This is a genomic window from Serratia sp. JKS296 (genome assembly GCF_900215445.1).
Classification (GTDB): domain Bacteria; phylum Pseudomonadota; class Gammaproteobacteria; order Enterobacterales; family Enterobacteriaceae; genus Serratia; species Serratia marcescens.
The window spans coordinates 223,869-248,329 of the sequence record NZ_OCMX01000001.1 but is presented as its reverse complement, the minus strand read 5'-3'; the positions used below and the strand labels follow the sequence as shown (position 1 = coordinate 248,329).

Genomic DNA, 24,461 nt, shown 5'->3' with positions numbered 1-24,461 from the left:
AGGGTTGATGCCCTCCCCGGAACGCATCGCAATAATAATCATTATCATTCGCACCTGTAAAGCGTTTTTTTTGACCCGTTGAAATAATATTGACTCAAGGCAGTAAACGGATAAATTCAGAGGTTATTCAACCGGTAAGCAAAAGGAGCAGCGAGATGAGCGAGATCGCGATACGCCACGTGGAAACATCGGATGCGCAGGCCCTGCATCATCTTTATTCTCAGATGCCCGTCTACCGCGATACGCTGCACCTACCGCTACCGACAGTCGACCTGTGGCATAAACGCCTCGCCAATCCCGAACCGGGCACGCATAACCTGGCGGCCTTCGTTGACGGACAGCTTGTCGGTCAGTTAGCCGTGATGCTGAATCAGCGCGTGCGCCGCCGCCACGTGGCCACCTTCGGCATCGGCGTCGATCCGCGCTACCACGGTAAAGGCGTCGGCAGCCGCCTGATGCAGGCGATGATCGACCTGTGCGACAACTGGGCGGCCATCGAGCGCATCGAACTGACGGTGTTTACCGACAACCCGGCGGCCATCGCGCTGTATCGCAAGTTCGGTTTTGAGATTGAAGGCACCAGCCGCGCTTTCGCCATGCGCGACGGCGTGCTGGTCGATGCCTACCATATGGCGCGTTTTCGCTCCGGGCAGCCGCGCGGCGATGCGTGATATCATCCCCCCGCAGGGGCCGCTGCGCCGGCCCCTGAATATCAACCGCCGAACCTTTTTACACGCGCTGGCCGGCCTGACCGCCGCCGGCATGTTCCCCCCCTTCACCCCATTAGGTGCCGCTATGCCAACTTCCGCCGCCGGGCGCCCTGGCGCCCGCAACCTGATTACCGATGTACCCGGCCTGAAGGTCGGCGTGGCGCAGGACAGCCGGGTGCGCACCGGCGCGACGGTGATCCTGCCAGACGGCCCGGCGATTGCCGCCGTGGACGTGCGCGGCGGCGGCCCCGCCACCCGTGAAACCGACGCGCTGGGTGAGGACAATTTGGTACAGACCATCGATGCGCTGACGTTCAGCGGCGGTTCGGTATACGGCCTGGCGGCGGCGGACGGCGTCGCGGCCTGGCTCGGGCTACAAGGCAGAGGCTATGCGCTGCGGCCGGCTCCCGGTGTGCCGGTCTCACCTATCGTGCCCACCGCCTGCCTGTACGACCTGGCCAACGGCGGCGATAAAAACTGGCAGCTCACGCCGCCGTATCGCCAGCTGGGCATCGACGCGGTCGGCAAGGCCGGCCTGGACTTTCCACTGGGCACCGTCGGCGCCGGCTACGGCGCCATGACCGGCATGGGCAAGCTGAAAGGCGGGCTCGGTTCGGCATCGATCGTTGCCGCCAATGGCGCTACCGTCGGCGCACTGGTGGCGGTCAACAGCCTGGGTGCGGTGGTAGCGCCCGGCACCCGCGCCTTCTGGGCGACGCCCTATGAAATCGATGGTGAATTCGGCAACGGCGGCGCGGCGGCTCTGGCGCAGCTGCGCGCGCAGGGCGAAGACGGGATGGTGCAAGAGCCGCAGGGCGGCAGAAAGAACACCACCCTGGCCTGCATCGCCACCGACCTGGCGCTGACGCGGGTGGAGTTGAAACGGGTGGCCATCATGGCGCAAGACGGCATGGCGCGCGCCATCCGCCCGCTACACAGCCCATTTGACGGCGACGTGGTGTTCGCCCTATCCACCGGGCAGCGCGAGGTGCAGGGCAGCCGTGAACTGGTGGTGCTGCAGATCGGCGCGCTGGCGGCGGACACCCTCGCTCGGGCGATCGCCCGTGGCGTATACGCCGCCACCCCGTGGCCGGGCAGCCAGGTCACAACCTGGCAAACGCTCGGCGGCTAACGCACCGCCATCAAAAAAGGGGCGCCGGCGGCGCCCCTCGATCTCTATTGCCCCTCGCCGCCTAAATGCCGGCGGTTTCCCGAATATAACGGCGCGCCTTCACCGCATACTCGAACGGGTTGGCCAGCGCCGGATCCTGCTCGGCCTCCACCACCATCCACCCTTTGTAACCGCGCTCGTCCAGCAGCTTGAACACCGGTCTGAAATCGATCACGCCATCACCCGGCACGGTGAAGGTGCCCTTCTTCACGCCATCGAGGAAACTCAGCTTGTTGGCCTTCACTTCCGCCACCACCTCATCGCGCACGTCCTTCAGGTGGACATGGTTGATGCGCGGCAGATACTTCTCCAGGATCGCCATCATCGCCTGTTGACTGCCTTCCGAATAGTAGGCATGGCCGGTATCGAACAGCAGATAAACGTCGTCGTTGACCATGCTCATGTAGCGATCGATTTCGGCCGTGGTCTGAATGCCGGTGCCCATGTGGTGGTGCAGGCACACCTGCATGCCTTTATCGGCGGCGATCTTCGCCAACTCGTTGTAACCGTCGGCCACCCGCCGCCACTCTTCATCGCTGAAATACGGCTTCTCTTCGAACACGCCTTTGGTGGTGCCCTGAATGCTCTTGCTCTGCTCGGAGCAGCCGATCACCCTGGCGCCCATGGCATGCAGGAAATTCATGTGGTTGATAAATTCATCAATGGTTTTGTCTTTCTGGCCGTCGGCGAAAAAGGTGCTGAACCAGGCGTTGCAGATCTGGATGCCGCGAATATCCAGCATCGGTTTCAGCACCGCCGGATCGCGCGGGTATTTGCTGCCCACTTCGCTGCCGGTGAAACCGGCCAGCGCCATTTCACTGACGCACTGCTGGAAGGTGTTTTCCTTGCCCAAATCGGGCATGTCATCGTTGGTCCAGCCGATCGGCGCAATGGCCAATTTCACGTTGTCTTTATTCATGGTTTGCCTCGGTCCTTGCAGGGCCGCCGGTACAAACGCCGCCGGCGAGCCGAATCAGATTATTTGCCCAACAGCTCTCTTTCGATGCGTTCTCTGGTCGCCACCGCCTGGCTCGGCATCTTTTCCGGGTAGCCGAACAGCGAGGTGCAGATGATCGATTCGCCGCCGACCTTGAAGCTGCGGTTGGCGAATTCCATGTCGCGCAGCGTCTGGAACAGGGCGTCGAAATTCACTTCGCCTTCGCCGATGCCGACGTGCTGGTGCACCGCGGCGTCAACGCCTGGCGGGTTGACGATATAACGGCAATGCTTGGTGTGATTCATGGTGTCGGCGATCAGCACGTGGGAAAGATCGTCCCCGGCGTACTGCAGCATGCCGGCTACGTCACCCTGTCCCTTGTCGTAGTAGAAGGTGTGCGGCACGCTGTAGAGGTATTTGACGTGGTCGCTGCGCAGCGACTTCACCAGATCGGCGGTTTCGTTGCTCAGCTCGCAGAAGTCCCACGGGTGCGACTGGATCTCCATACGGATACCCTCGCGCTCAACGATCGGCAGCAACTCCTCCATCGAGCGATACCACAGCTCCTCGCAGATCTCCGGTTCGTTGGGGTTGCCGGCCAGTTCGGTGTTGATCACCTGCACGCCCATTTCCACCGCGATTTCGATCATCCGCCGCCAGTTTTTGACCGCCGCCTGGCGGCGATCTTCCCCCGGCCCGGACCAGCGATACACCACGATAAATGAGGAGATCTCCACGCCGGTCGCTTTCAGGGCATTTTTATACTCCGCCATGATTTCGCGGCTGGCCTTCGGATGTTTGTAAAACGGGTTGATCTGCGGGTGCGGCGACTGCTCGATGTATTTGTAGCCCCAGTCCGCCACCTGCTGAACCATTTTGGTGACGCCCAAATCCCGGATAACGTCGACATCAAAAGCGATCTTCATGGTCACTCCTCTACAATCATGGGTACGCGCTGCGAGCGGTTATTTGCCGTAAAACGCCGGGCGCGCCGTCAGGGTCACCGGCACGATCTCGCCGCTGAGCTGGGCGGCCACGCAGGCGTCGGCGGTCACGGCGGCGGCGTAGCCGTCCCAGGCGGAAGGCCCGGTCAATTTGCCCGCGGTCACGTCGTTGATGAACCCCTGCAGCTCGACGTCATAGGCGTCGATAAAGCGATCCTTCCAGTCGGTCAGGATTTCGGTCGACAGGCGGGCGCCGCTGCGCATCTGCACCGAGGACGGCTCCGGCAGTTTGGCGATGCCGGTTTCCCCCACCACTTCACACTGAATGTCGTAGCCGTACTGGCAGTTGACGAAGATTTCGACGTCGATGCGCGTCCCTTTGACGGTTTCAAACAGCACAATTTGCGGATCTTTCAGGTGCGGGAACGCCTTCGGGCTCTTGCGCGGGAACACCACCTGCACCGACACATAGTCGTCGTCGAGCAGCCAGCGCAGCACGTCGATTTCGTGGATCAGGGTGTCGGTGATCGCCATATCGGTGGTGTAGGCCTCGCCGACCGTCGGATTGCGGTGCGCGCAGTGCAGCATCAGCGGCTCGCCGATCTGGCCGCTGGTCAGCACCTGTTTCAACGCGCGATACCCCTGGTCATAGGGGCGCATAAAGCCGACCTGCACCAGCCGCTTGCCGTGCTTCGCTTCGGCGTCGACGATGTTTCTGCAGCCCTGCGCGGTCACCGCCAACGGCTTCTCGCAGAATACCGGTTTGCCGGCGGCGATGGCCGCCAGCACGAACTCTTCATGACTCGGCCCCCAGGAGGTGACCAGCACCGCCTGCACGTCGGCGGCCTTGATCAGATCGTGGCCGTTGTCATACACCCGCGCATCCAGCTGCAGATCGCTCACCACCTTGGCGGCGTTGTCGCGATTGATGTCGTTCACCGCCACGACGCGGGCGCCCTGCAAAACTTTGCTGCAGCGGCGGATATGATCGCGGCCGATGGCGCCGGTGCCGATAACCCCAATGTTCAATGTCATTTTCGCTACCCTCTGGAAAGTGTGTTGTGTTCGAAAACGAATCAGTAATCGCGCGCCTTATCGATGTTTTCCTGCAGCTTGCGCGCCACTTCGACGATTTTCTCGCTGTCGGCCACCTGAGCGCCGCCCACGCGCCACCAGCTGAGATATTTGTGCACCATGGTCTTCGGCAGCACCTTGATGTCGAGCAGCGTGGACACGGTCTGCCTGCGGGCGTCGGCCAGCGCATCAAGCAGCTGCTGCTCGGTGGTGACGCGATAGGTTTTGCAACCGTAAGCCGCCGCCAGCATGGCGAAATCGACCGGCACCAGTTTGCCGTCGAGCTTGCCGCCCTCTGGATTGCGGAAGCGGAATTCGGTGGTGTAACTGTCCATGCCATGTTCCATCTGCAGGTTGTTGATGCAGCCGTTGGTCATGTTGTCGAACAGCACCACGTTGATCTTGCAGCCTTCCTGAATCGAGGTGACCAGCTCGGAATGCAGCATCATGAACGCGCCGTCACCCACCATCGCGTACACCTCACGCTGCGGCTCGGCCAGCTTGACCCCCAATGCGGCGTTCACCTCGTACCCCATGCAGGAGTAGCCGTATTCCACGTGGTAACCGTGCTCGCCGCGGTTGTGCCACACCCGCTGCAGGTCGCCCGGCAGGCTGCCGGCGGCGGCGACGATCACGCTGTCCGGGGGCAGTTCGCGGTTCAGCACCCCCAGCACCCGGCTTTGCGTCATCGCCGAGTCGGTCTGAGCGATAAATTCGGCGAACACCCGCTCGCGATCGAGGTGATCGTCGATCTCCGGCACAAAGCCTGCGCCGCTGTATTCCACCGCGTAAACCCGCTCGGTCTCTTCATGCTGCGCGCTGCGCGCCGTGGCGATGGCGTCGCCCCAGCCGGCGCGATAATCGGCCTGCGCCAGCCGTGCGCCCAGTTCGCTCAGCGCCTCGCGGGCGTCCGCCAGCACCTGCACGCCGTCAAGCTTGCCGGCGTCGAAGGCGCTGACGTTGACGTTGAGGAAGCTGACGCTCGGATGTTGGAACAGCCATTTGGACGAGGTGGTGAAATCGGTGTAGCGGGTGCCGACGCCGATCACCAAATCGGCCTGTCGGGCCAGCGTGTTGGCCGCCAGGCAGCCGGTTTCGCCGATGCCGCCGAGGTTGAATTCATGGTCGCTCGGCACCGCGCCTTTGCCGGCCTGGGTCTCGGCGAACGGAATGCCGAAGCGCTCGGCGAATTCGCGCAGCGCCCGCCCGGCCTGCGAGTATTTCACGCCGCCGCCGCACACCAGCAGCGGTTTGCGTTTGGCCGTCAGCAGCGCCAAGGCGTCCGCCAACATGCCCTCGGTCGCCGGGCGGCGATCGAGCCGATGCACGCGTTTTTGGAAGAAATAGTCGGGATAGTCGTAGGCTTCACCCTGCACGTCCTGCGGCAGACACAGCGTCACCGCGCCGGTTTCCGCCGGATCGGTCAACACGCGCATCGCATTGATGCAGGCGCTCATCAGCTGTTCCGGGCGCACGATGCGATCCCAGTATTTGCTCACCGCACGGAACGCGTCGTTGGTGCTGATGCTGAGATCGTAAGACTGTTCGATTTGCTGCAACACCGGATCCGGCTGGCGAGAAGCGTAAACGTCGCCCGGCAGCAGCAATAAAGGGATGCGGTTAGCGGTGGCGGTGGCGGCGGCGGTGATCATATTGGCGGCGCCGGGGCCGACCGATGAGGTGCAGGCGTAAATTTGCCGACGCAGCTTCTGTTTGGCGAAGCCGATCGCCGCATGGGCCATCCCCTGCTCGTTGCGGCCCTGGTGCACCCGCAGATCGCCGCTATCCTGTTCCAGCGCCTGCCCCAGCCCCAGCACGTTGCCGTGGCCGAAAATCGCGAAAATGCCCGCGACGAATTTGGTTTCCACGCCGTCGGCCAGCAGATACTGGTTATCGAGAAATCTGACGAGCGCCTGCGCCATGGTTAACCTGATCTTGCCCATTTACTCACCCTTTAGATTGAGGGCCGCCCCGGAAAGCGCTCATGCCGAGCCGACAATCCCGTGTTTGTGTTACGCGGCGGCAGCTATTATCTTGAGCAGACGATGCCCGCGCTGCTCACGAAGTCGACAACCTGAAACGTGAAGCGATTATAAACAAATATATTTTTCATAAAATCACATTACAGAAGAAATATTTCATTTTGCGATAAAGATCGCATATTACATGAAAAGCGCGTTTCATCTCGTGGTTCAGCCTTCATGGGCTTCGTGCCGCGCACCGGCCGATAAAAGTCGTTGGCACATGGGCTGACAGCCTTTTACCCTGCCCTCACCCCCCTTTTATGTACGGCCCCGGCGGCCCTTATCCAGCCGGTTCACCGCCTTTTCCCACGCCTCTGTCGATGTTTTAAACGCATCACATTTTTGGGGTGTAAATTTCATTTCATATTGAAATTGAAATTTTCATTCCCCATACTGTCCCCATGCTTCCTGCAGGGCGCCACGCTCGGGCCGCCGCCGGAGTTTTGCTTAAACAGAAGGAAACGGGTATGGCTACACAACAAAAACAGCTTGATGTCATTTGTCTCGGGCGCATCGCCGTCGATTTCTATGCTCAGCAGATCGGCGCGCGTCTGGAAGACGCCGGCACATTCGCCAAATACCTCGGCGGCTCTTCCGGCAACGTGGCCTACGGCACCGCCATTCAGGGGTTGAAATCCGGCATGCTGGCCCGCGTCGGCGATGAACACATGGGCCGCTTTCTGCGTGAAGAGCTGCAGCGCGTCGGGGCCGATACCCGCTGTCTGATCACCGACAAGCAACGATTAACCGGCCTGGTGATCCTCGGCATCAAGGATCAGGAAACCTTCCCGCTGATCTTCTACCGCGAAAACTGCGCGGACATGGCGCTGACGCCGGACGACATCGACGAGGCCTACATCGCCTCCGCGCGCGCGCTGGCCATCACCGGCACGCACCTGTCGCACCCGAACACCCGCGCCGCGGTGCTGAAGGCGCTGGAGTATGCGCGCCGCCACGGCCTGCGCACCGCGCTCGACATCGATTACCGCCCGGTACTGTGGGGGCTGACGTCGCTGGGCGACGGCGAAACCCGCTTTGTGGAATCAGACCAGGTGACCCGTGAACTGCAGGAGGTGCTGCACCATTTCGATCTGATCGTCGGCACTGAAGAGGAATTTCATATCGCCGGCGGCAGCACCGACACGCTGACGGCGCTGAAAAACGTGCGCCGGGCCACGGCGGCCACGCTGGTGTGCAAGCGCGGCGCGCAGGGCTGCTCGGTGTTCGAAGATGACATCGCCGACGACTGGGAACAGGTGAAGCTGCACGCCGGCGTGCGGGTGGAGGTGCTGAACGTGCTGGGGGCCGGCGACGCCTTTATGTCCGGGTTGCTGCGCGGCTACCTGAACGATGAAGGCTGGGAGCAGGCCTGCCGCTACGCCAACGCCTGCGGCGCATTGGTGGTTTCGCGCCACGGCTGCGCGCCGGCGATGCCGACCAAACGGGAGCTGGACGACTACCTGCAGCGTGAACAACAGGTCACGCGCCCGGACCGCGACGCACGTCTGAACCACCTGCACCGGGTCACCACCCGCAAGCAACAGTGGCCGGAACTGTGCGTGTTCGCCTTCGATCACCGCAAGCAGCTGGCGGACATGGCGCGCGAAGCCGGCGTCGGCGAGGAACGCATTCCGCGCCTGAAGACCCTGCTGCTCACCGCGGCGCAACAGGCTGCCGCGCAGGCCGGCCTCGACGGCAACAGTGGCATTCTGGCCGACACCACCTACGGGCAGGCGGCGCTGAACGAAATCACTGGCCAGGGATGGTGGATCGGCCGGCCGGTGGAGCTGCCCAGCTCGCGCCCACTGCGCCTGGAGCACGGCAATATTGGCTCGCAATTGATCGACTGGCCGCAGGAGCACGTGGTGAAGTGCCTGGTGTTCTATCACCCGCACGACGCGGCGGAACTGCGCCGCGAACAGGATGCGCTGATCGCCGACGTCTACCGCGGCTGCTGCAAATCCGGCCACGAACTGCTGCTGGAGGTGATCCTGCCGGACAGCAACGCCGACAAAGACGAACGCTATTACCTGGAGATGATTGAACACTTCTACCACATGGGCATTCAGCCGGACTGGTGGAAACTGCCGCCGCTGAGCGCGGAAAACTGGCAGCGGGTCGGCGCGCTGATCGACGCCTGCGATCCCGACTGCCGCGGCGTGCTGATCCTGGGGCTCGACTCCCCGGAGGCGGTGCTGAAGGCGGGCTTTGCCGCCGCCGCGGATGCGCGCTGGGTCAAAGGTTTCGCCGTCGGCCGCACCATTTTCGGCCAACCTTCGCGCCGCTGGCTGCAGGGGGAAATCGACGACGCGGCCCTGATCGAGCAGGTGAAACAAAAATACCTGACGCTGATCGGTTTCTGGCGCCAGTACCGTCCACAGGTGGGCAGCGCGCACTGACAGCTACAGCAGGTTCACGTCCCCTTAAGGCCATTTCGCCGCTTTAAGGGGATTTTTTTGCCCATTTTCTGTGAAGTCGCGCAATGTGCAATCGAATAAATCGCTTTTTGAGGAAATGAAATTTCCGCTCCGTCTGTTAAAATACCCTGTCAATATTTCAGGCGTCAGGCCAATGCGCCTTCACCCCACTGCGAGCCGAATGGATGAACAACCCAACTCAACTTTCGCTGTTACAGGACGAGATCCGCCACCGTTATGAAACGCTGAGCAAGCGTTTGAAGCAGGTGGCGCGCTATATTTTGGATAACAGTAACAGCATCGCTTTCGATACCGTTGCCTCCATCGCCGCACAGGCCAGCGTGCCGCCTTCCACCCTGATCCGTTTCGCCAACGCCTTCGGCTTCAGCGGCTTCAACGAAATGAAGCAGGTGTTCCGTCAGCATCTGATGGAAGAAACGGTGAACTATACCGAGCGCGCACGCCTGTTCCGCCAAACCTCCACCGACGACAACGTCGCGCCGGAGAAGCCGGCGGAGATTCTCAACGTATTCACCATGGTCAACGCGCAGGCGCTGCAGCAGCTGGCGATGCAGATCGCCCCCGAGCAGTTGGATCGCGCCGTCGAGCTGCTCAACAACGCTGAAAACATCTACGTGATCGGCCTGCGCCGCTCGTTCAGCGTCGCTTCCTACCTCACCTATGCGCTGCGCCATCTGGAGCGCCGCGCGTTTCTGATTGACGGGCTGGGCGGGATGTTTACCGAACAGCTGAGCATGGTGAAACCGAAGGACGTGGTGATCGCCATCAGCTATTCGCCGTACGCCCGCGAGGCGGTGGAACTGGTGGAATTGGGCGCCAAGCGCGGCGCGCAACAGATCGCCATCACCGACAGCCAGGTCAGCCCGCTGGCCGCCTTCAGCGACGTCTGTTTCGTGGTGCGCGAAGCGCAGGTGGACGGGTTCCGTTCGCAGGTGGCCTCGATGTGTCTGGCGCAGACGCTGGCGGTCTCGCTGGCGCTGAATAACGCCCGGGACGAGTAAGGCCGATGTGAACGCGCCCGACAGGCTCGGGCGCGGCGGGATTATTGCAGCAACAAATAGCGGTAGAGCGCGCTTTCCAGATCCTGCTTCATGCTGATGAAAAGCAGAATCTCCACCGTTTGGCCGTCGTAGTCATAGATGACGCGGTATTCGCTGTCGGGATCCAATCGTTCGTGCAACCGCACTCCCATGCCCGCCAGCACGGCGTTGAAGCGGTAGCGGGCGGGATCGTCGGCAATTGCCGCGAGGGACGATAACAACAGATTGTCCACGAACATCCCGGCTGCGACGGCCCCTATCGTTCCGCTCTTATAAGACTCGATGTCTTTCAGGCTCCATTCCGCCGCCGGCGCGACGGTAAAACGTATTTCCTGGGGCATCCTGCACCTCGGGTCTATTTCCGCGCGTCACGCAGCCGCTGCAAGGTTTCTTCGGGCGACAGACCGCGCTGATTTTTAATCTCTTGCTTCGCCATCATAGTCAGTTTCAACAACGCGTTGGACTGGCGCTCGAGATTGCGTTCCCGTATTTCGGCCTCTCTCTCAGCCGCCGTTTGTACAAACAGCTCGGCAACACCATTTTTTGTGACGTAAACCCCGCCTTCAAACAGATCGGGCGAACCTAATCCTTCGCGCGCCGCTTTTTGAGACATGGTGGTTGTCATAATTTTTCCTCCTGTGTACCGGCATTCTCACTGCATAACAGCGGTTCGTTAGATTCACTCAGCCAGGGAGCAATCGCGTGCGGACAGGTTATCATTTGAGCAAGATAGAGGGCAAATTTAGGTCAAATTTATACCCTGATTAAAGAGAAAGCCCGGCAAGCCGGGCCTCAAGCGCTTATTGCGCGGCGGGATAGCCGTCGCCGTTAATCCAGGCGTGGTCTTTTTCCCAGGTGAATTTCCACTGTCGCACCGGCCCGGCCATCACGTTAAGGTAATAGTTGTCGTAACCCGCCAGGGTCGCCACCGGGTGATAACCGCGCGGCACTTTCACCACGTCGCGATTGTAGACCGGCATGCATTCGTCGAGCGTGCGATCGTCGGTATAGACGCGCTGCATGCAGAACCCTTGCTCCGGCTGAATGCGGTGATAGTACGTCTCTTCGAGATAGGTTTCGTCCGGCGAGTCTTCTTGATCGTGCTTGTGGCTCGGGTAGGAGCTGGTGTTGCCCTCGTCGGTGTAAACCTCCACCACCAGCAGACTGTCTGCCGGCTCGCTGTCCGGCAGAATGTTGTGCACCAACCGCTGGTTGCGCCCCTTGCCGCGCCGCTCCACGCCGATTTCCGCCGGCGTGATCAGCCGTGAAGGCAGGTGGCCGCTGCCGGGCGCGCTGCACACCGCCAACTCCAGATCGGTTTCTGCCCGCACGTCGATGCGATCGTGGTGCGGCACGTACACCGCGTAAGGCGGCGTGCGCTCGAACGGGCTCATGCGTTTGCCGATATGCGGGTATTCGGCGCGCAGCGTGGCGACGGAGGCGATACCGGCCACCAGCACCAGACACAGTTCCCTGCCACCGCATTCCAACTGCAGCGACTGCCCGGCGGCCAGGCGGTAAACGTCAAAGCCGACATAGCCCCAACCGGCATTTTCCGGCGTCACGTGCTGGATACGCCCCTCGGCGTTCGGCGCCTGACATTTGGCAAGCAGTGAAGACATTTCGATTCTCCTGTTAACTCCCCGTGCAAAGGCCGCTGCCCCAAAGGAGCAACGGCCCGCTCATACTCTGCGATCGCTTAGCCCAGCGTCGGCATGCTGAATTCGGACACCGTCTGCTGCCCGGCCGGCCAGCGCGCGGTGGCGGTCTTCATGCGCGTGTAGAAGCGCACGCCGTCGGTGCCGTGCACGTTCAACGCGCCGAACACCGAGCGCTTCCAGCCGCCGAAGCTGTGGAACGCCATCGGCACCGGCACCGGCACGTTGACGCCGACCATCCCGGCCTGCACTTCCTGCACGAACTGACGCGCGTAGTGGCCGCTGCCGGTAAAGATGGCGCTGCCGTTGCCAAACTCGTGACCGTTGACCGTGTCGATGGCGGTGCGATAGTCCGGCACCCGCACGATGCCCAGCACCGGCCCGAAGATCTCTTCGCGGTAGATGCGCATGTTCGGCTTCACATGGTCGAACAGCGTGCCGCCGACGTAGTAGCCTTCAGGGTAGCCCGGCACCTGATAATTGCGGCCGTCGGCCACCAGGGTGGCGCCTTCTTCCACGCCCAGATCGATGTAGCCCAGCACCTTTTTCTGATGGGCGGACGACACCAGCGGCCCCATTTCATTCTCTTCACCACCCTGCTGCAAGCCCGGCCCGACGCGGAGCTGCGCGATCAGCGGCTTCAGTTTGGCGATCAGTTTGTCTGCGGTATCGTCACCGACCACCACGGCGATCGGCAGCGCCATGCAGCGCTCGCCGGCAGAGCCGAACGCGCCGCCCATCAACGCGTTGACCGTGGCGTCCAGATCGGCGTCCGGCATGACGATCGCCTGGTTTTTCGCCGCGCCGAAGGCCTGTACCCGCTTGCCGTGCGCGCTGGCGGTGGTATAGATATGTTCCGCCACGGTGGAGGAACCGACGAAGCTCACCGCCTGAATGCGCGGATCGGTGCACAGCTGCGCCGCATCTTCATTGGCGCAGTGCACCACGTTGAACACGCCGTCCGGCAGGCCGGCTTCTTTCAGCAACTCCGCCAGGCGCACCGAGGCCGAAGGCACCAGCGCCGGCGGCTTGAGGATAAAGGTATTGCCGCAGGCCAGCGCGATGGGGAACATCCACATCGGCACCATCGCCGGGAAGTTGAACGGGGTAATGCCCGCCACCACGCCCAGCGGCTGCATCAGCGAGAAGCTGTCGACGCCGCTGCCGACGTCCGGCGAATACTCGCCCTTGATCAGATGCGGGATACCGCAGGCGAATTCGACCACTTCCATGCCGCGCGTCAGTTCGCCCAGCGCATCCGAATACACTTTGCCGTGCTCGCTGACGATAAGCTCGGCCAGCTCGTCACGGTGCTGTTCCAGCAGCGCCTTGAAATTGAACATGATGCGCGCGCGGCGCAGCGGCGTGGTGCGCGACCAGTCGGCGAACGCCCGGTGGGCCACGTCGATGGCCTGTTTGACTTCGGCGGCGGTGCTCTGCGTAACGCGCCGCTCAACCTGCCCGCTGGCCGGGTTGTGCACGTCGACGGTTTGATTGCTGCTGCTCAGGCACACCTGCCCGTCAATAAAGTTACCCACGGTTTTCATGTCACGCCCTCTTTTCAAGTCCGCTGTCGCCTGGCCACACCCAGGCGGCGCGGCGTTAATCGTCCCGCTCGCCAAGCTCCGTCGGCAAGCCGGCTAAATCCTGACCGGATGCAGCAAACTCTATTTCATTGAAAAAAAAGTTTCAAATAAATTGTTTTGAAAAATTTGTTTTTAGTGCGTGAGGTCGCAATTTTGCGGTGTCGATCGGGCGGGCGCTTGCATTGCCGTGCCAGGGAAAGCGCAACGGCGGCGGCGAAAGTTGGGGGAATACACACTGACTTTGCTACAGAAAACCCGCACTGCGCCTGCCCTGTCGCCGTTACCGCACGCCCTCGTTCGCCCAAGAGACCCGGCACAGAGGTGACGGTTTTTTTTGAACTGGATCTAAAAATCAATATTCCATTATTCACTAATTATGAAATAAATGTTCTTGTTTGTTCCAGCATTTATCGACGACATCGCCTTGATGACAGGCACGGTTCACACCCTTCCGCTCGCCCCCTTCCCGACACCCCAACCGTGCGGACGGAAGCCAGGATAAAAATCGGAGCAACACATGTCATATCAGCGTAAGCACAATACCGGCTACATATTGCGAATTTGCGGCATCGCCGCCCTGGGCGGCATTCTGTTCGGCTACGATACCGCCGTGATCTCCGGCGCGATCGAAGCGTTGAAAGCCTATTTCGATCTCAGCCCGGCCGAAACCGGCTGGGCAGTCTCCAACGTGGTGATTGGCTGCGTGGCCGGCGCCTTCGCCGCCGGGCCGCTGGCGGCGCGCTGGGGCCGTAAAAAGGCGCTGATGCTGGCGGCGCTGCTGTTCACCGTGTCCGCCGTCGGCGCAGCCTTGGCCCCGACCTTCACCTGGTTCGTCATCTACCGCATCATCGGCGGGCTGGCGGTCGGCATTGCCGCCACCGTGTCGCCGATGTACATGTCGGAGGTGTCGCCGAAAGACATGCGCGGGCGGGCGCTCAGCATGCAGCAATTCGCCATCGTCTTCGGCCAGATCGTGATTTTCTACGTCAACTTCAAAATCGCCAGCATCGCCAGCGAAGCCTGGCTGGTGGAAATGGGCTGGCGCTGGATGTTCGCCTCGGGCGTGATCCCCTGCATTCTGTTCTGCATCCTGGTATTCGTCATTCCTGAATCGCCGCGCTGGAACGTGATGATGGGCCGCGACGATCAGGCGCTGGCGATGTTGACCAAGGTATCCAACGCCGCCCACGCGCAGAATCTGCTGAAAGAAATCAAAGACTCGCTGCAGCAGGATCAACAGCAGCAGCACCGGAAGCTGAACTACGGCGATGTGCGGGTGCGGTTCATTCTGTTCGTCGGCTGCATGATCGCCATGTTGCAGCAGGTCACCGGCGTCAACGTGATGATGTATTACGCGCCGGTAGTGCTGAAAACCGTCACTGAAAACGCGCAGGAAGCGCTGTTCCAGACCATCTGGATCGGCGTGCTGCAGCTGGTCGGTTCGGTCATCGGCGCCATGCTGATGGATCGCATGGGCCGCATTCCGCTGATGCGTTACGGCACGCTGGGCGCCATCGCCGGCCTGCTGCTCACCTCGTACGCGCTCTACACGCAGGCCACCGGCTATTTCGCGCTGTTCGGCATGCTGTTCTTCATGGTGTTTTATGCGCTGTCCTGGGGCGTCGGCGCCTGGGTGCTGGTATCGGAAATCTTCCCGAACCGCATGCGCGCGCAGGGGATGAGCATCGCCGTCGGCTGCATGTGGGTCGCCAACTTCGCGGTGTCGCAGTCGTTCCCGATGATCAACGACCACCCTTACCTGTTCTCGCATTTCCACGGCGCCTTCCCGATGTGGATCTTCGCCGCCTGCTGCCTGTTCAGCTACTGGTTTATCGGCCGCTATATTCCGGAAACCAAAGGCGTCTCGCTGGAAAAAATGGAACAGGTGGTGCTGGCCAAACGCCACCGCCAACCCCTGCCCGACGGTAAGCCGCTGCCGCTGGAAAACGGCAAATCCTGATCTCTCACCCCTGACCGCTGGAGTAATGCCTCATGACCATTGCGCTGAACCGCTTCTGCATTAACCGCAAGATCGCGCCGAATCTCGATCTGGACAATTTTTTCCGCCTGGTGAAACGCTGCGGGCTCAGCAAAGTTGAGCTGCGCAACGACATGCCCAGCGGCAAGGTGACCGACGATCTGAGTAACGCGCAGCTCAACGCGCTCGCCGCGCAATACGGCATTGAAATCGTCACGATCAACGCCCTCGGCATGTTCAATCGGGTGGATGACCCGGCGGCGCTGCAGCAGCGCGCCGAAGCGTTGCTGGCGCAGGCGCAGGCTATCCACAGCCGGGCGCTGGTGCTGTGCCCGCACTGCAGCGCCGACGACACGCGCAGCGAGCAGCAAAAACGGGACGACACCCTCGCCGCGTTGCGTCTGCTGGCGCCGCTGTTTGCCCGCTATGGCGTGCAGGGATACGTCGAACCGCTGGGCTTCGGCATCAGCTCGTTGCGATCGTCGCTGCTGACCCAAGCGATCATCCGCGATTCGGGCGCGCCGTACCGCATCGTGCTCGATACGTTCCACCACTACCTGAGCGATGTGACGCAGGCCGACTTCGACGCGCAGATCCAGGTGGCGCAGATCGGCCTGGTGCATCTGTCCGGCGTGGAGGACGGGCGGGATAAAGGCGCGTTGAGCGACGAAGAACGCATTATGCTGAGCGAGGGCGACCGGCTGGAAAGCCGCCGCCAGGTGCAGAACCTGGAACGCCTGGGCTATACCGGCGTCTATGCCTTCGAGCCCTTCTCTTCACAGCTGGACGGCTGGAGCGAGGCCGATATCGAACGGGAAATCCGCCAGAGCATCGCCCTGCTGCAAGGGTAAAAAAACGGCCTCCGCGGAGGCCGTTTTTCATGGCGTTACTTCAGGTTGCCGACCACCAGTTGGTGACGCGCGTTGTAGAACTTACGGTAAGCCAGATAGCAGGCGATGATGGTCGACAGGCTGGCGGTGGAAAGCAGCATAAAGGTCACCATAATCTGGTATTTGATCGCTTTCACCGGGTCGATGCCGGCAAAGATCAGCCCGGACATCATGCCCGGCAGGCTGACCAGCCCAACGGTTTTCGCCGAGTCCACGGTCGGGATCAGCGAAGCGCGGATGCTGTCGCGGATCAGCGCCGCCGATGCGAACTTGGGCGTCGCCCCCAGGCTGAGCATCTCCTGAATCTTCTGCTGCTCGCTTTTGAAACGCTGGCCGAGGTTGGTGTAGCACAACCCCACCGCCACCATGGCGTTGCCGGCGATCATCCCGGAGATGGGGATCACCTGCATCGGCGTAAATTCGATGGAACCGGTCAATACCAACACCGCCAACGTCAGCACCGCGCCGGTGGTGATGGCGATAAACGACGTCACGAACGCGTGTTCGACGTACTTGCTGCGTTTCTTGGCGTTGTAGGCCGCGTTAAAGCAGATGAAGAGCACCATCAACACGGTGAGAACGGCGTTATCCAGGTCGAAAATATACTTCAGCACGTAGCCGACGACGATCAGCTGCACCACCGCGCGGCAGATGCTCCAGATAATGTCCTTTTCCAGCGCCAGCTTTTCCCGGTGGCTGATCAGGATGGCGACCACCACCAGCACCATCGACAAGCCCAAGGATTCGTTGGTGATGTTATGCTGATTCATGTTGTTGCTCCTGTTGCTCGGCGCCGTGCGCGCGCAGGGTGATCACTTCGTCCGCATGCGCTATCTCTTCGGTATCGTGCGTCACCCACAGCACCGCCAGCCGGTGTTCCGCCGCCAGCTGATGCACGATCTCATTGACGTTGCGTTTGTTTTCCTCGTCCAGCGCGCTGGTGATCTCGTCGAGCAACAGCACCCGGGGCATAAACTGCAGGTTGCGGATCAGGGACACCCGCTGCTTCTCCCCGCCGGACAGTTCATTGATGCTTTTGGTCAGCATCGCCTCCGGCAGCCCGAAACGCGCCAGATCGGCCTTCATTTTTCGCTCGGCTGGCGGTTCCTGGCGGATCTGGTAGGGCAGCGCCAGATTGTCGTAAACCGTATTGCCGAACAGTGACGGCGTCTGGAAGCAGTAAGAGACCTGCTTGCGATACGCCTCCGGCGACATCTCGTCGATCGCCTGACCGTCGAAATAGAGCTTTCCGCTGGTCGGATCCATTAAGGAAGAGATGATTTTCAGCAGGGTGCTTTTCCCGCAACCGGAAGGCCCGGTGATCAGTTTGAACTCGCCTTCACCCAGCGTGAAAGAGACGGAATCCAGGATCACCTGGCTGTCTATTTGATAATGAATATCATCCAATCTCAGTATGTCTTTCTTTTCCTTCATTACGATGCCGGCTCCCTACACCTGTTCCCGTCTGAGCGATAAGTATATGGCCGCCAAAAACATCTTAGCAATGGCTGTGCGGATGGCAGCGAACGAAGGGGGAGGATTGACGGAGCGAAACGCCCCGTCAAATGATAAATTTAATTAATGATTAGCTGTAGGAATAGTCAAAAGCGACCGCCAGGGTCGAATCACTCTTTTTTTATCGCTGCCTGTTCGTCGCAGCTGTACCAGCGGAGGGAATTGTTGATGCTGCGGTGGGTGCAGTGAACCTTACCCTCCTTTTCCAGCGCCAGCAGCAGGGTGCGGGTGGTATAAATATTTTCGCCGCATTTATCCGCCAGCTCGCGCGTCTTCGGCCACTGCTCCGGCGGGGGATGATGGCCCCCAGATCCTTCCACACGCTCCCTGCACAATCCTTGCAACACATTCAGCATCAGCGATTTTCTGCTTTCAAACGTTTTCGGCGCCTTGGCCATAGCATTCCTCCTGAGTGGTTACTGCTGAGCACCCCGCTCACGGCTGCACGTCAGCGATGCGCAGGGTGTAAATCATGGTGGCATTCGGGGGGATCGCCGGCGGGTTGCCCTGTTTGCCATACGCCAGCGCCGGCGGCACCACCAGCGTGATCGCGCCGTGGCGCTGCAGCTTCTCGATAGCCGCGCGAAACAGCGGCGGGTAGCGCGTCAACGGCTGCGAGATCACCGTCCCCGCCAGCTCCATGTCTTTGACCACCCGGCCGTCGGTCAGGCTTTCGCGCACCACGATATCCACCCGATCGTCGGCGCCGATCGCCCCGCTGCCGGCATAGTCCACCCGGTAATAGAAACCGAGCGCATCCTGCTTGACCCCCTCCTGACGGACGAAATTGGCCAGGTAGGCGTTGTCATCCCGAGGTGGCGCCTGCGTCTGTTGCGCCTGCTGCAACCGCTGCTGCGCCGTGTGCAGCGCGCCGTCGATGGCGGTTTCATCGAGCCGCAACCGCCCGGCCAGGGTATCGGCGATGCCCGCCAGCAACAGCTGGGTATCCGCTTCCAACCCCGCGCGCCGGTTCTCCTGCTGCAGATGCAGAATGTCGCGTCCGAGCGACACGCCGGCGGCATACGCCTGCTTGTCCGCCTCGCTGGCCAGCGCAGGCGGCTCGGCCGCCTGCTGCCGTTCGGCCAGCAAGGTCTCTACCCGCCGGCGCTGCTGCGCCAGCTGCGCCGCCAAACTTGCGCTGCGCTGTTCGGCCCGCGTTAACGAAGCGGCCAGCACGCCCACTTCTGGCACCGGCGCAACGGCGTGCCGCAATCCCTTCAGGGCATCGGCCAGCGGCCGAATATCGACGACGGCCGGTTCCCGTTTCGGCGCCGCCGCGGCCTGAGCCGCCGCCAACTGCCGCTCCAACTGACGGATTTTCTCCGTCTGCTGTTGCAAAGACTGCTTCAACGACGTTAAACGAGCGCTGTCTGCCCCGACGATAGCGGCCGGTTTGGCGGCCGGTGCTGACGCCGATTGACGCACGGTGTCTTCCCTGGGCGCGGCCGGTGGCGCCTGCCGCTGTTCGGCAAACTTCAACAACGCGGGAATGCCGTCATCAGCGGCGCAAGCGGCCCCGCTCGCCGCCAACAGCAAAAGAGCCATCGCCCATCCTTGCGCGCATCGCTTCATGGCTACAGATTCTCAACCCGGCTGGACAGATCGGACATCAGCTCATGCTCGACGTCGGCGCAGAATTTCTCGGTTTTATATTGATAAAGAGCATCAATCGCTTTACGGGTACTCTCATCCACGTTGCCGCGCACCCCGGCATATCCCGAAGCGTTGGAAAGCAGGCCATTAAAATAGGCGATGCGTTTTTGGTAACTTTGCGGATTAATATTCTTTAATGAATTAACCCGCTGCTGACAAAGCGCGATGCGTTGCTCATCGGATTTATCATTAGGATTGTTCTGTGAGATTTTTTTCACGGAATTCAGTTTTGTCTTGCTCCCGCCCGCACAGCCAGAAAGCGCCATAAAAGACAGCAGAAATAGGGTCAAACCCGCCCAACGGCGCCCGCCGCAAGCATTAATCATCGTTATCATTCCGTTTATAATCCTTTAATTGTCACTTAGGTCATCATTATGTGGCGAACGGCAGCAGCACATGCCTTAATTTGATTAATCAAAATGGGTTAGGCAGCGAAAAATCCCTATTCCGCAAGGTGATAGGATAATTCACTACCGGTGAAATTGTTATTTAATTGTTAATCAATTAGGCTTAAACGCGAACTAAACGCGAATAAGAAACCCAATCACTCGTGAACAGAAAATCACTAAACAACAATAAAAACAATGAATTATGTTTTATATTTTGTTTCTAAAAGGAAATGCATCATCTGCTGCCTCAGAGCGATATTAGCAAAACAATATTGTGAATTGTAGGTGCCACCCTATTTCCCCCGATCTAATATCTCGCATATCGTTATTTATATAGTGATTTATACTGGATAATATTTGTATACGATCTATTGATTTTAAAGCAAATATATTTCTTTTTCCTTTTGGTTTTATATTCTGAATTTGACTTAATTTAATAAAATCTATTTCCAAGCAATACTATTATTTGCAAGAATATTCCCAGCAACACGCCACACGTAAAAATCGCATTTTATTTACCAGAAAATCCATTATCGATTTTCCAAATCTCGTTATTTCTCATAAATAACGGATGTCGGCGTATTGCCCAGAGCAAAAGGATCTGGCTCCAACCGCACGGACGGCGACATGGCGTTGCCGCCGCCGCGGGGGATTTAGATGTGCTGTTCTTTTTATTTAAAAACTCTCTACAGGAACCTGAGAAATGAAACTGAATAAATTAATGCTGGCAACCGTGATTGCTTTCGCTTCCGCATCTGTTGCTCATGCCGCATCTAATCAGGGCAGCGGTAAAGTCACCTTTACCGGCGAAATTATCGATGCACCATGCAGCGTCGCGCCGGAATCCGTTGACCAAACCGTGCCGATGGGCCAGATCAGCAGCCGCATCCTGGCCAACCAGGGTAAATCCAGCATGCAGCCTTTCAACATCGAACTGAAAGATTGCTCCATCTCCACCATGAAAAACGTCAAAGTGACCTTTACCGGCACGCCTGATCCGGTCAACAACAAACTGCTGGCCCTGAGCGGCACGGCAACCGGCGCCGGCATCGTGATCTACGACAACCTGCACTCCAAAGAGGTGGAACTGGGCACCGCGACCGACGGTCAAGGCCTGAACGATGGCGACAACTCGCTGAAATTCGCCGCTTATCTGCAGGGCAGCAGCGCCTCAAGCGCCGTGGTGCCGGGCGACTTCACCAGCGTGGCGAACTTCACCCTGGCTTACCTGTAATACCCCACAGGGGATGTCTCAGGGCATCCCCCGCTTTATTGCATGCCGAGGATACCGGCAAGGGAACAGGGAAAGACAGGGAGACGCCAGCATGACTATCCGCCTTTGCGGCCTGTTGCTCATCGCGCTCAGCGTCGGCAGCGCGGCGGCGGCAGCGAAAAATCAGGGCCACGGCAAAGTCAGCCTGGGCGGCACCATCGTTGAAACGCCGTGCGGCATCGCCAGCGACAGCCTGGATCAAACCGTCGATTTTGGTCTGATTTCCATGACCGACGCCTCGCAGGACGGGCAGTCGGTGCTGATCGGCAGCCGCCGCCATTTCACGATCAAACTGGTGAACTGCGAGCTGGCCAGCCAGGTGAAGCCTGACTTCATCTATCGCGCGGCCAACGTCACGTTCGACGGCACCGCCGACAGCGGGGATCCGTCCCTGCTCGGCGTTTACGGCGAGGCGAAGGGCGTGGCTATCGAGCTGTTGAACGATGCCGGCGCGCCGATCCCGCTCGGCAGCACGACGGCGGATTACCAGATCGTCGCCGGCGACAACACGCTGCGCTTTGGCGCGCAGTTGCGCCTGCATCCCGACAAGGCGCGGGCGGGCGGCTTCAGCTCTCTGGCCAAATTCACCCTGTCTTATCTCTAGCGCCGGCGGGCGCTGCACAGCATTACGTATTCAGGTCGTACGGATGACCTGCTATTGGGCGCGGACTTGCCATGAGTGATTATGCTATGACGTCATTACTGACACGGAAACACCTACCTCTCCTCGTCATTCTATCTTTCCTCTGGGTGCGTCCGGCATTTTCCGCCACGGAATTCAATACCGACGTCCTGGATATCGGCGAGCGCAGCAAAGTGGATCTTTCGCGCTTCTCCGACGCCGACTACGTCATGCCCGGCGCTTATTTGCTGGACATCAAGATCAACCAGAAAACGCTGCCCCAGCGCAGCATTCAGTATTTCCCGTCACCGGATAACAAGAGCGGCAGCCAGGTGTGCCTGCCGCCTGACCTGGTGGAAAAAATGGCGTTGAAAGAAGAAGCGGCCAAAAAAATCACCCTGTGGCACGACAACCAGTGCGCCGATATTCGCGGCATCAAAGGCGCGACCATCTCCGATCGCATCGGCGGCGGCGTGCTGGCGATCACCATCCCGCAGGCGTGGATGAAATACTCCGATCCCGACTGGACGCCGCCCGAGCAGTGGGACGACGGCATTCCCGGCCTGCTGCTGGACTACAACCTGAGCGGCCAGTTAGGCAAGCAGAGCCACAACAACAACACCGCCCAGAACCTGAGCAGCTACGGCACGCTGGGCGCCAACCTGGGCCCCTGGCGCCTGCGCGCGGACTACCAGGCCAATTACAATCAGCAGGCCGGCGATCGCAGCACCGGTTTCGACTGGAACCAGATCTATGCCTATCGCGCGCTGCCGATGCAGGCCGCCAAGCTGACGCTGGGTGAGATTTATCTCGACTCCGGGGTGTTCGACGCCTATCGCTTCACCGGCCTCAACCTGGCCAGCGACGAGCGCATGCTGCCGCCCAACCTGCAGGGTTATGCGCCGGAAGTGCGCGGCATCGCCAAGAGCAACGCCAAGATCACCGTTTCGCAGGAAGGCCGCACGCTGTACGAAACCACCGTGCCCGCCGGGCCGTTCGCCATTCAGGATCTCAACAGCTCGGTGCGCGGCAAGCTGGACGTCAAGGTGGAAGAACAGGACGGCACCGTCTCGACCTTCCAGGTGGATACCGCCACCATTCCGTACCTGACCCGCCCGGGCTACGTGCGCTACAACGTGGCGCTCGGCAAAACCTCGGCCTACGACCACCGCACCCAGGGCCCGCTGTTTTCCGCCAGCGACTTCTCCTGGGGGCTGAGCAACGCCTGGTCGCTGTATGGCGGCGCGCTGCTCGGCGGCGACTATAACGCCTGGGCGCTCGGCCTCGGCCGCGATCTGAACGTGTTTGGCGCCATGTCGCTGGACGTCACCCAGTCGATCGCTCGCCTGCCCGGCGAGCCGACCGCCAGCGGCATGTCGTTCAAGCTCAACTACGCCAAACGCTTCGACGAGCTGAACAGCCAGATCACCTTCGCCGGCTACCGCTTCTCGCAACGCAAATTCATGAACATGTCGCAGTATCTGCAGGAGCGCTACGGCGATTACGACAAGAATTACAACGGCCGTCAGAAAGAGCTGTATACCATCACCGCCAGCAAAACCTTTATGGCGGAAGACAGCGCCAGGGCGATCACCACTTATCTGACCTACTCGCACCAGACCTATTGGGACGCGCGAACCCAGGATCGTTACGGGCTGTCGACCAGCAAGTTGTTCAGCATCGGCGATATCAGCAACATCACCGCCTCGCTGTCGGCTTACCGCACCTATTACCAGGGCCGCACCGACGACAGCGTGATGATCAACTTCACCGTACCGATCGGCGATCGTCGGCGCGTCGGCTATGCGCTGCAAACCAACAACGGCGACGTCACGCAGACCGCGTCGTACAACGACTACAGCGATCCGGACAATACCTGGCAGGTCAGCGGCGGCTTTAACCAGTCCGGCAAATCGCTGGCGCGCGGGTACTACACCCACAACGCCTCGTTCGGCTCGCTGAACGCCAGCGCCTCTTACCAACAGGACAGCTACTCGTCGATCGGCGGCTCGTTCCGCGGCGGTCTCACCGCGACCCGGCACGGTATCGCGGCGCATCAGAACTCGAGCAACGGCGGCAGCCGCATGATGCTCGACACCGACGGCATCGCCGGCGTGCCGATCAATAACGGCCGCGCCTACAGCAACCGTTTCGGGCTGGCGGTGATTTCCGACATCACCAGCTACTACAACACCGACACCCGCATCGACGTCAACAAGCTGGCGGACGACGTCGAAGCCACTCGCGCCGTGGTGCAAGGCACGCTGACCGAAGGCGCCATCGGCTACCGCCACTTCGAGGTGGTGAAAGGCAGCAAGCTGCTGGCCACCATTCGCCTCGCGGACGGCAGCGAACCGCCGTTCGGCGCCGCGGTGCTGAGCGAGAAAGGCCGCGAGGTCGCGGTGGTCAACGACGGCGGCTCGGTCTACCTGACCGGCGTGCAGCCGGAGGAAAAACTGGACGTCGCCTGGGAAGGCCAACGCCGCTGCCGCATCGTGATCCCGGGCGCCGCCAAGCCGCTGGACCAGCTGCTGCTGCCGTGCGCCACCCTGTAATCCG

At 60.5% G+C, this 24,461-nt stretch carries 22 protein-coding genes; 9 read left to right on the top strand and 13 right to left on the bottom strand.

What is annotated here, in order from left to right:
- Window positions 1–155 precede the first annotated feature (155 nt).
- Window positions 156–671, top strand: a complete 516-nt coding sequence (locus CRO23_RS01165) for a GNAT family N-acetyltransferase (protein WP_016930402.1) — start codon at window positions 156–158, stop codon at window positions 669–671.
- Window positions 664–1,842 carry a P1 family peptidase gene (locus tag CRO23_RS01160; protein ID WP_097101250.1) on the top strand — a complete coding sequence of 393 codons (1,179 nt, stop codon included), beginning with the start codon at window positions 664–666 and terminating at the stop codon, window positions 1,840–1,842. Before CRO23_RS01165 ends, CRO23_RS01160 begins: the two co-directional genes overlap by 8 nt.
- 61 nt (window positions 1,843–1,903) lie before the next feature.
- Here the strand turns inward: CRO23_RS01160 and iolE are convergent, their stop codons facing one another.
- The 4 genes from iolE to iolD are packed head-to-tail and all read right to left on the bottom strand — an operon-like array spanning window position 1,904 to window position 6,779.
- The gene (gene iolE / locus CRO23_RS01155; RefSeq protein ID WP_016930404.1) at window positions 1,904–2,800 is read right to left on the bottom strand and encodes a myo-inosose-2 dehydratase; all 897 of its coding nucleotides are present in this window, start codon (window positions 2,798–2,800) and stop codon (window positions 1,904–1,906) included.
- Window positions 2,801–2,859: 59 nt separating this feature from the next.
- Window positions 2,860–3,744 (bottom strand): sugar phosphate isomerase/epimerase family protein, encoded by an 885-nt coding sequence (locus CRO23_RS01150; protein WP_004930845.1) that lies wholly within the window; start codon window positions 3,742–3,744, stop codon window positions 2,860–2,862.
- A 39-nt stretch (window positions 3,745–3,783) separates the two neighbouring features.
- The gene (locus CRO23_RS01145) at window positions 3,784–4,797 is read right to left on the bottom strand and encodes a Gfo/Idh/MocA family protein (protein ID WP_097101248.1); all 1,014 of its coding nucleotides are present in this window, start codon (window positions 4,795–4,797) and stop codon (window positions 3,784–3,786) included.
- A gap of 41 nt (window positions 4,798–4,838) precedes the next feature.
- Window positions 4,839–6,779 carry a 3D-(3,5/4)-trihydroxycyclohexane-1,2-dione acylhydrolase (decyclizing) gene (iolD, locus tag CRO23_RS01140; RefSeq protein ID WP_079450495.1) on the bottom strand — a complete coding sequence of 647 codons (1,941 nt, stop codon included), beginning with the start codon at window positions 6,777–6,779 and terminating at the stop codon, window positions 4,839–4,841.
- Between the two features lie 548 nt (window positions 6,780–7,327).
- On the opposite strand from iolD, the gene CRO23_RS01135 reads away from it, so the two are divergent.
- The gene (locus CRO23_RS01135; protein WP_097101247.1) at window positions 7,328–9,259 is read left to right on the top strand and encodes a bifunctional 5-dehydro-2-deoxygluconokinase/5-dehydro-2-deoxyphosphogluconate aldolase; all 1,932 of its coding nucleotides are present in this window, start codon (window positions 7,328–7,330) and stop codon (window positions 9,257–9,259) included.
- A 203-nt stretch (window positions 9,260–9,462) separates the two neighbouring features.
- On the top strand, window positions 9,463–10,299 hold the full coding sequence (locus CRO23_RS01130; RefSeq protein ID WP_004930856.1) for a MurR/RpiR family transcriptional regulator: 837 nt from the start codon (window positions 9,463–9,465) through the stop codon (window positions 10,297–10,299).
- Window positions 10,300–10,340: 41 nt separating this feature from the next.
- On the opposite strand, the gene CRO23_RS01125 is transcribed toward CRO23_RS01130, so the two are convergent.
- The 4 genes from CRO23_RS01125 to CRO23_RS01110 all read right to left on the bottom strand — a co-directional run bounded on the left by CRO23_RS01125 (window position 10,341) and on the right by CRO23_RS01110 (window position 13,543).
- Window positions 10,341–10,679, bottom strand: a complete 339-nt coding sequence (locus tag CRO23_RS01125; protein ID WP_004930859.1) for a type II toxin-antitoxin system RelE/ParE family toxin — start codon at window positions 10,677–10,679, stop codon at window positions 10,341–10,343.
- A gap of 14 nt (window positions 10,680–10,693) precedes the next feature.
- On the bottom strand, window positions 10,694–10,963 hold the full coding sequence (locus CRO23_RS01120) for a hypothetical protein (RefSeq protein ID WP_004930864.1): 270 nt from the start codon (window positions 10,961–10,963) through the stop codon (window positions 10,694–10,696).
- 175 nt (window positions 10,964–11,138) lie between these two features.
- Entirely contained in the window at window positions 11,139–11,960 is an 822-nt protein-coding gene (iolB, locus tag CRO23_RS01115; RefSeq protein ID WP_033639188.1) for a 5-deoxy-glucuronate isomerase, read from the bottom strand.
- Window positions 11,961–12,037: 77 nt separating this feature from the next.
- Entirely contained in the window at window positions 12,038–13,543 is a 1,506-nt protein-coding gene (locus CRO23_RS01110) for a CoA-acylating methylmalonate-semialdehyde dehydrogenase (RefSeq protein ID WP_015379335.1), read from the bottom strand.
- A gap of 556 nt (window positions 13,544–14,099) precedes the next feature.
- Here CRO23_RS01110 and CRO23_RS01105 point away from each other — a divergent pair.
- Both CRO23_RS01105 and CRO23_RS01100 read left to right on the top strand, forming a co-directional pair.
- A complete protein-coding gene (locus CRO23_RS01105; protein ID WP_079452440.1) occupies window positions 14,100–15,542 on the top strand; it encodes a sugar porter family MFS transporter in 1,443 nt (480 codons plus the stop codon).
- A 32-nt stretch (window positions 15,543–15,574) separates the two neighbouring features.
- Window positions 15,575–16,411, top strand: coding sequence for a TIM barrel protein (locus CRO23_RS01100; protein ID WP_016930410.1), 837 nt, complete (start codon window positions 15,575–15,577; stop codon window positions 16,409–16,411).
- Window positions 16,412–16,446: 35 nt separating this feature from the next.
- On the opposite strand, the gene fetB is transcribed toward CRO23_RS01100, so the two are convergent.
- From fetB to CRO23_RS01075, 5 genes are all read right to left on the bottom strand, one after another.
- Window positions 16,447–17,220, bottom strand: a complete 774-nt coding sequence (fetB, locus tag CRO23_RS01095; RefSeq protein ID WP_097101245.1) for an iron efflux ABC transporter permease subunit FetB — start codon at window positions 17,218–17,220, stop codon at window positions 16,447–16,449.
- A complete protein-coding gene (fetA, locus tag CRO23_RS01090) occupies window positions 17,207–17,884 on the bottom strand; it encodes an iron efflux ABC transporter ATP-binding subunit FetA (RefSeq protein WP_016930411.1) in 678 nt (225 codons plus the stop codon). The genes fetB and fetA overlap by 14 nt, the downstream gene beginning before the upstream one ends.
- 191 nt (window positions 17,885–18,075) lie before the next feature.
- Window positions 18,076–18,363 (bottom strand): FaeA/PapI family transcriptional regulator, encoded by a 288-nt coding sequence (locus CRO23_RS01085; RefSeq protein WP_004930885.1) that lies wholly within the window; start codon window positions 18,361–18,363, stop codon window positions 18,076–18,078.
- Between the two features lie 37 nt (window positions 18,364–18,400).
- A complete protein-coding gene (locus CRO23_RS01080) occupies window positions 18,401–19,510 on the bottom strand; it encodes an FKBP-type peptidyl-prolyl cis-trans isomerase N-terminal domain-containing protein (RefSeq protein WP_079452439.1) in 1,110 nt (369 codons plus the stop codon).
- Window positions 19,511–19,539: 29 nt separating this feature from the next.
- The gene (locus CRO23_RS01075; protein ID WP_370446676.1) at window positions 19,540–19,884 is read right to left on the bottom strand and encodes a hypothetical protein; all 345 of its coding nucleotides are present in this window, start codon (window positions 19,882–19,884) and stop codon (window positions 19,540–19,542) included.
- A gap of 826 nt (window positions 19,885–20,710) precedes the next feature.
- On the opposite strand from CRO23_RS01075, the gene CRO23_RS01070 reads away from it, so the two are divergent.
- The 3 genes from CRO23_RS01070 (at window position 20,711) to CRO23_RS01060 (ending at window position 24,457) form a co-directional block, all read left to right on the top strand.
- Window positions 20,711–21,241, top strand: a complete 531-nt coding sequence (locus tag CRO23_RS01070; RefSeq protein WP_015379342.1) for a fimbrial protein — start codon at window positions 20,711–20,713, stop codon at window positions 21,239–21,241.
- A 91-nt stretch (window positions 21,242–21,332) separates the two neighbouring features.
- Window positions 21,333–21,884, top strand: a complete 552-nt coding sequence (locus CRO23_RS01065; protein WP_016930414.1) for a fimbrial protein — start codon at window positions 21,333–21,335, stop codon at window positions 21,882–21,884.
- Between the two features lie 86 nt (window positions 21,885–21,970).
- Window positions 21,971–24,457 carry a fimbria/pilus outer membrane usher protein gene (locus CRO23_RS01060; protein ID WP_042706109.1) on the top strand — a complete coding sequence of 829 codons (2,487 nt, stop codon included), beginning with the start codon at window positions 21,971–21,973 and terminating at the stop codon, window positions 24,455–24,457.
- The last annotated feature ends 4 nt before the right edge of the window (window positions 24,458–24,461 follow it).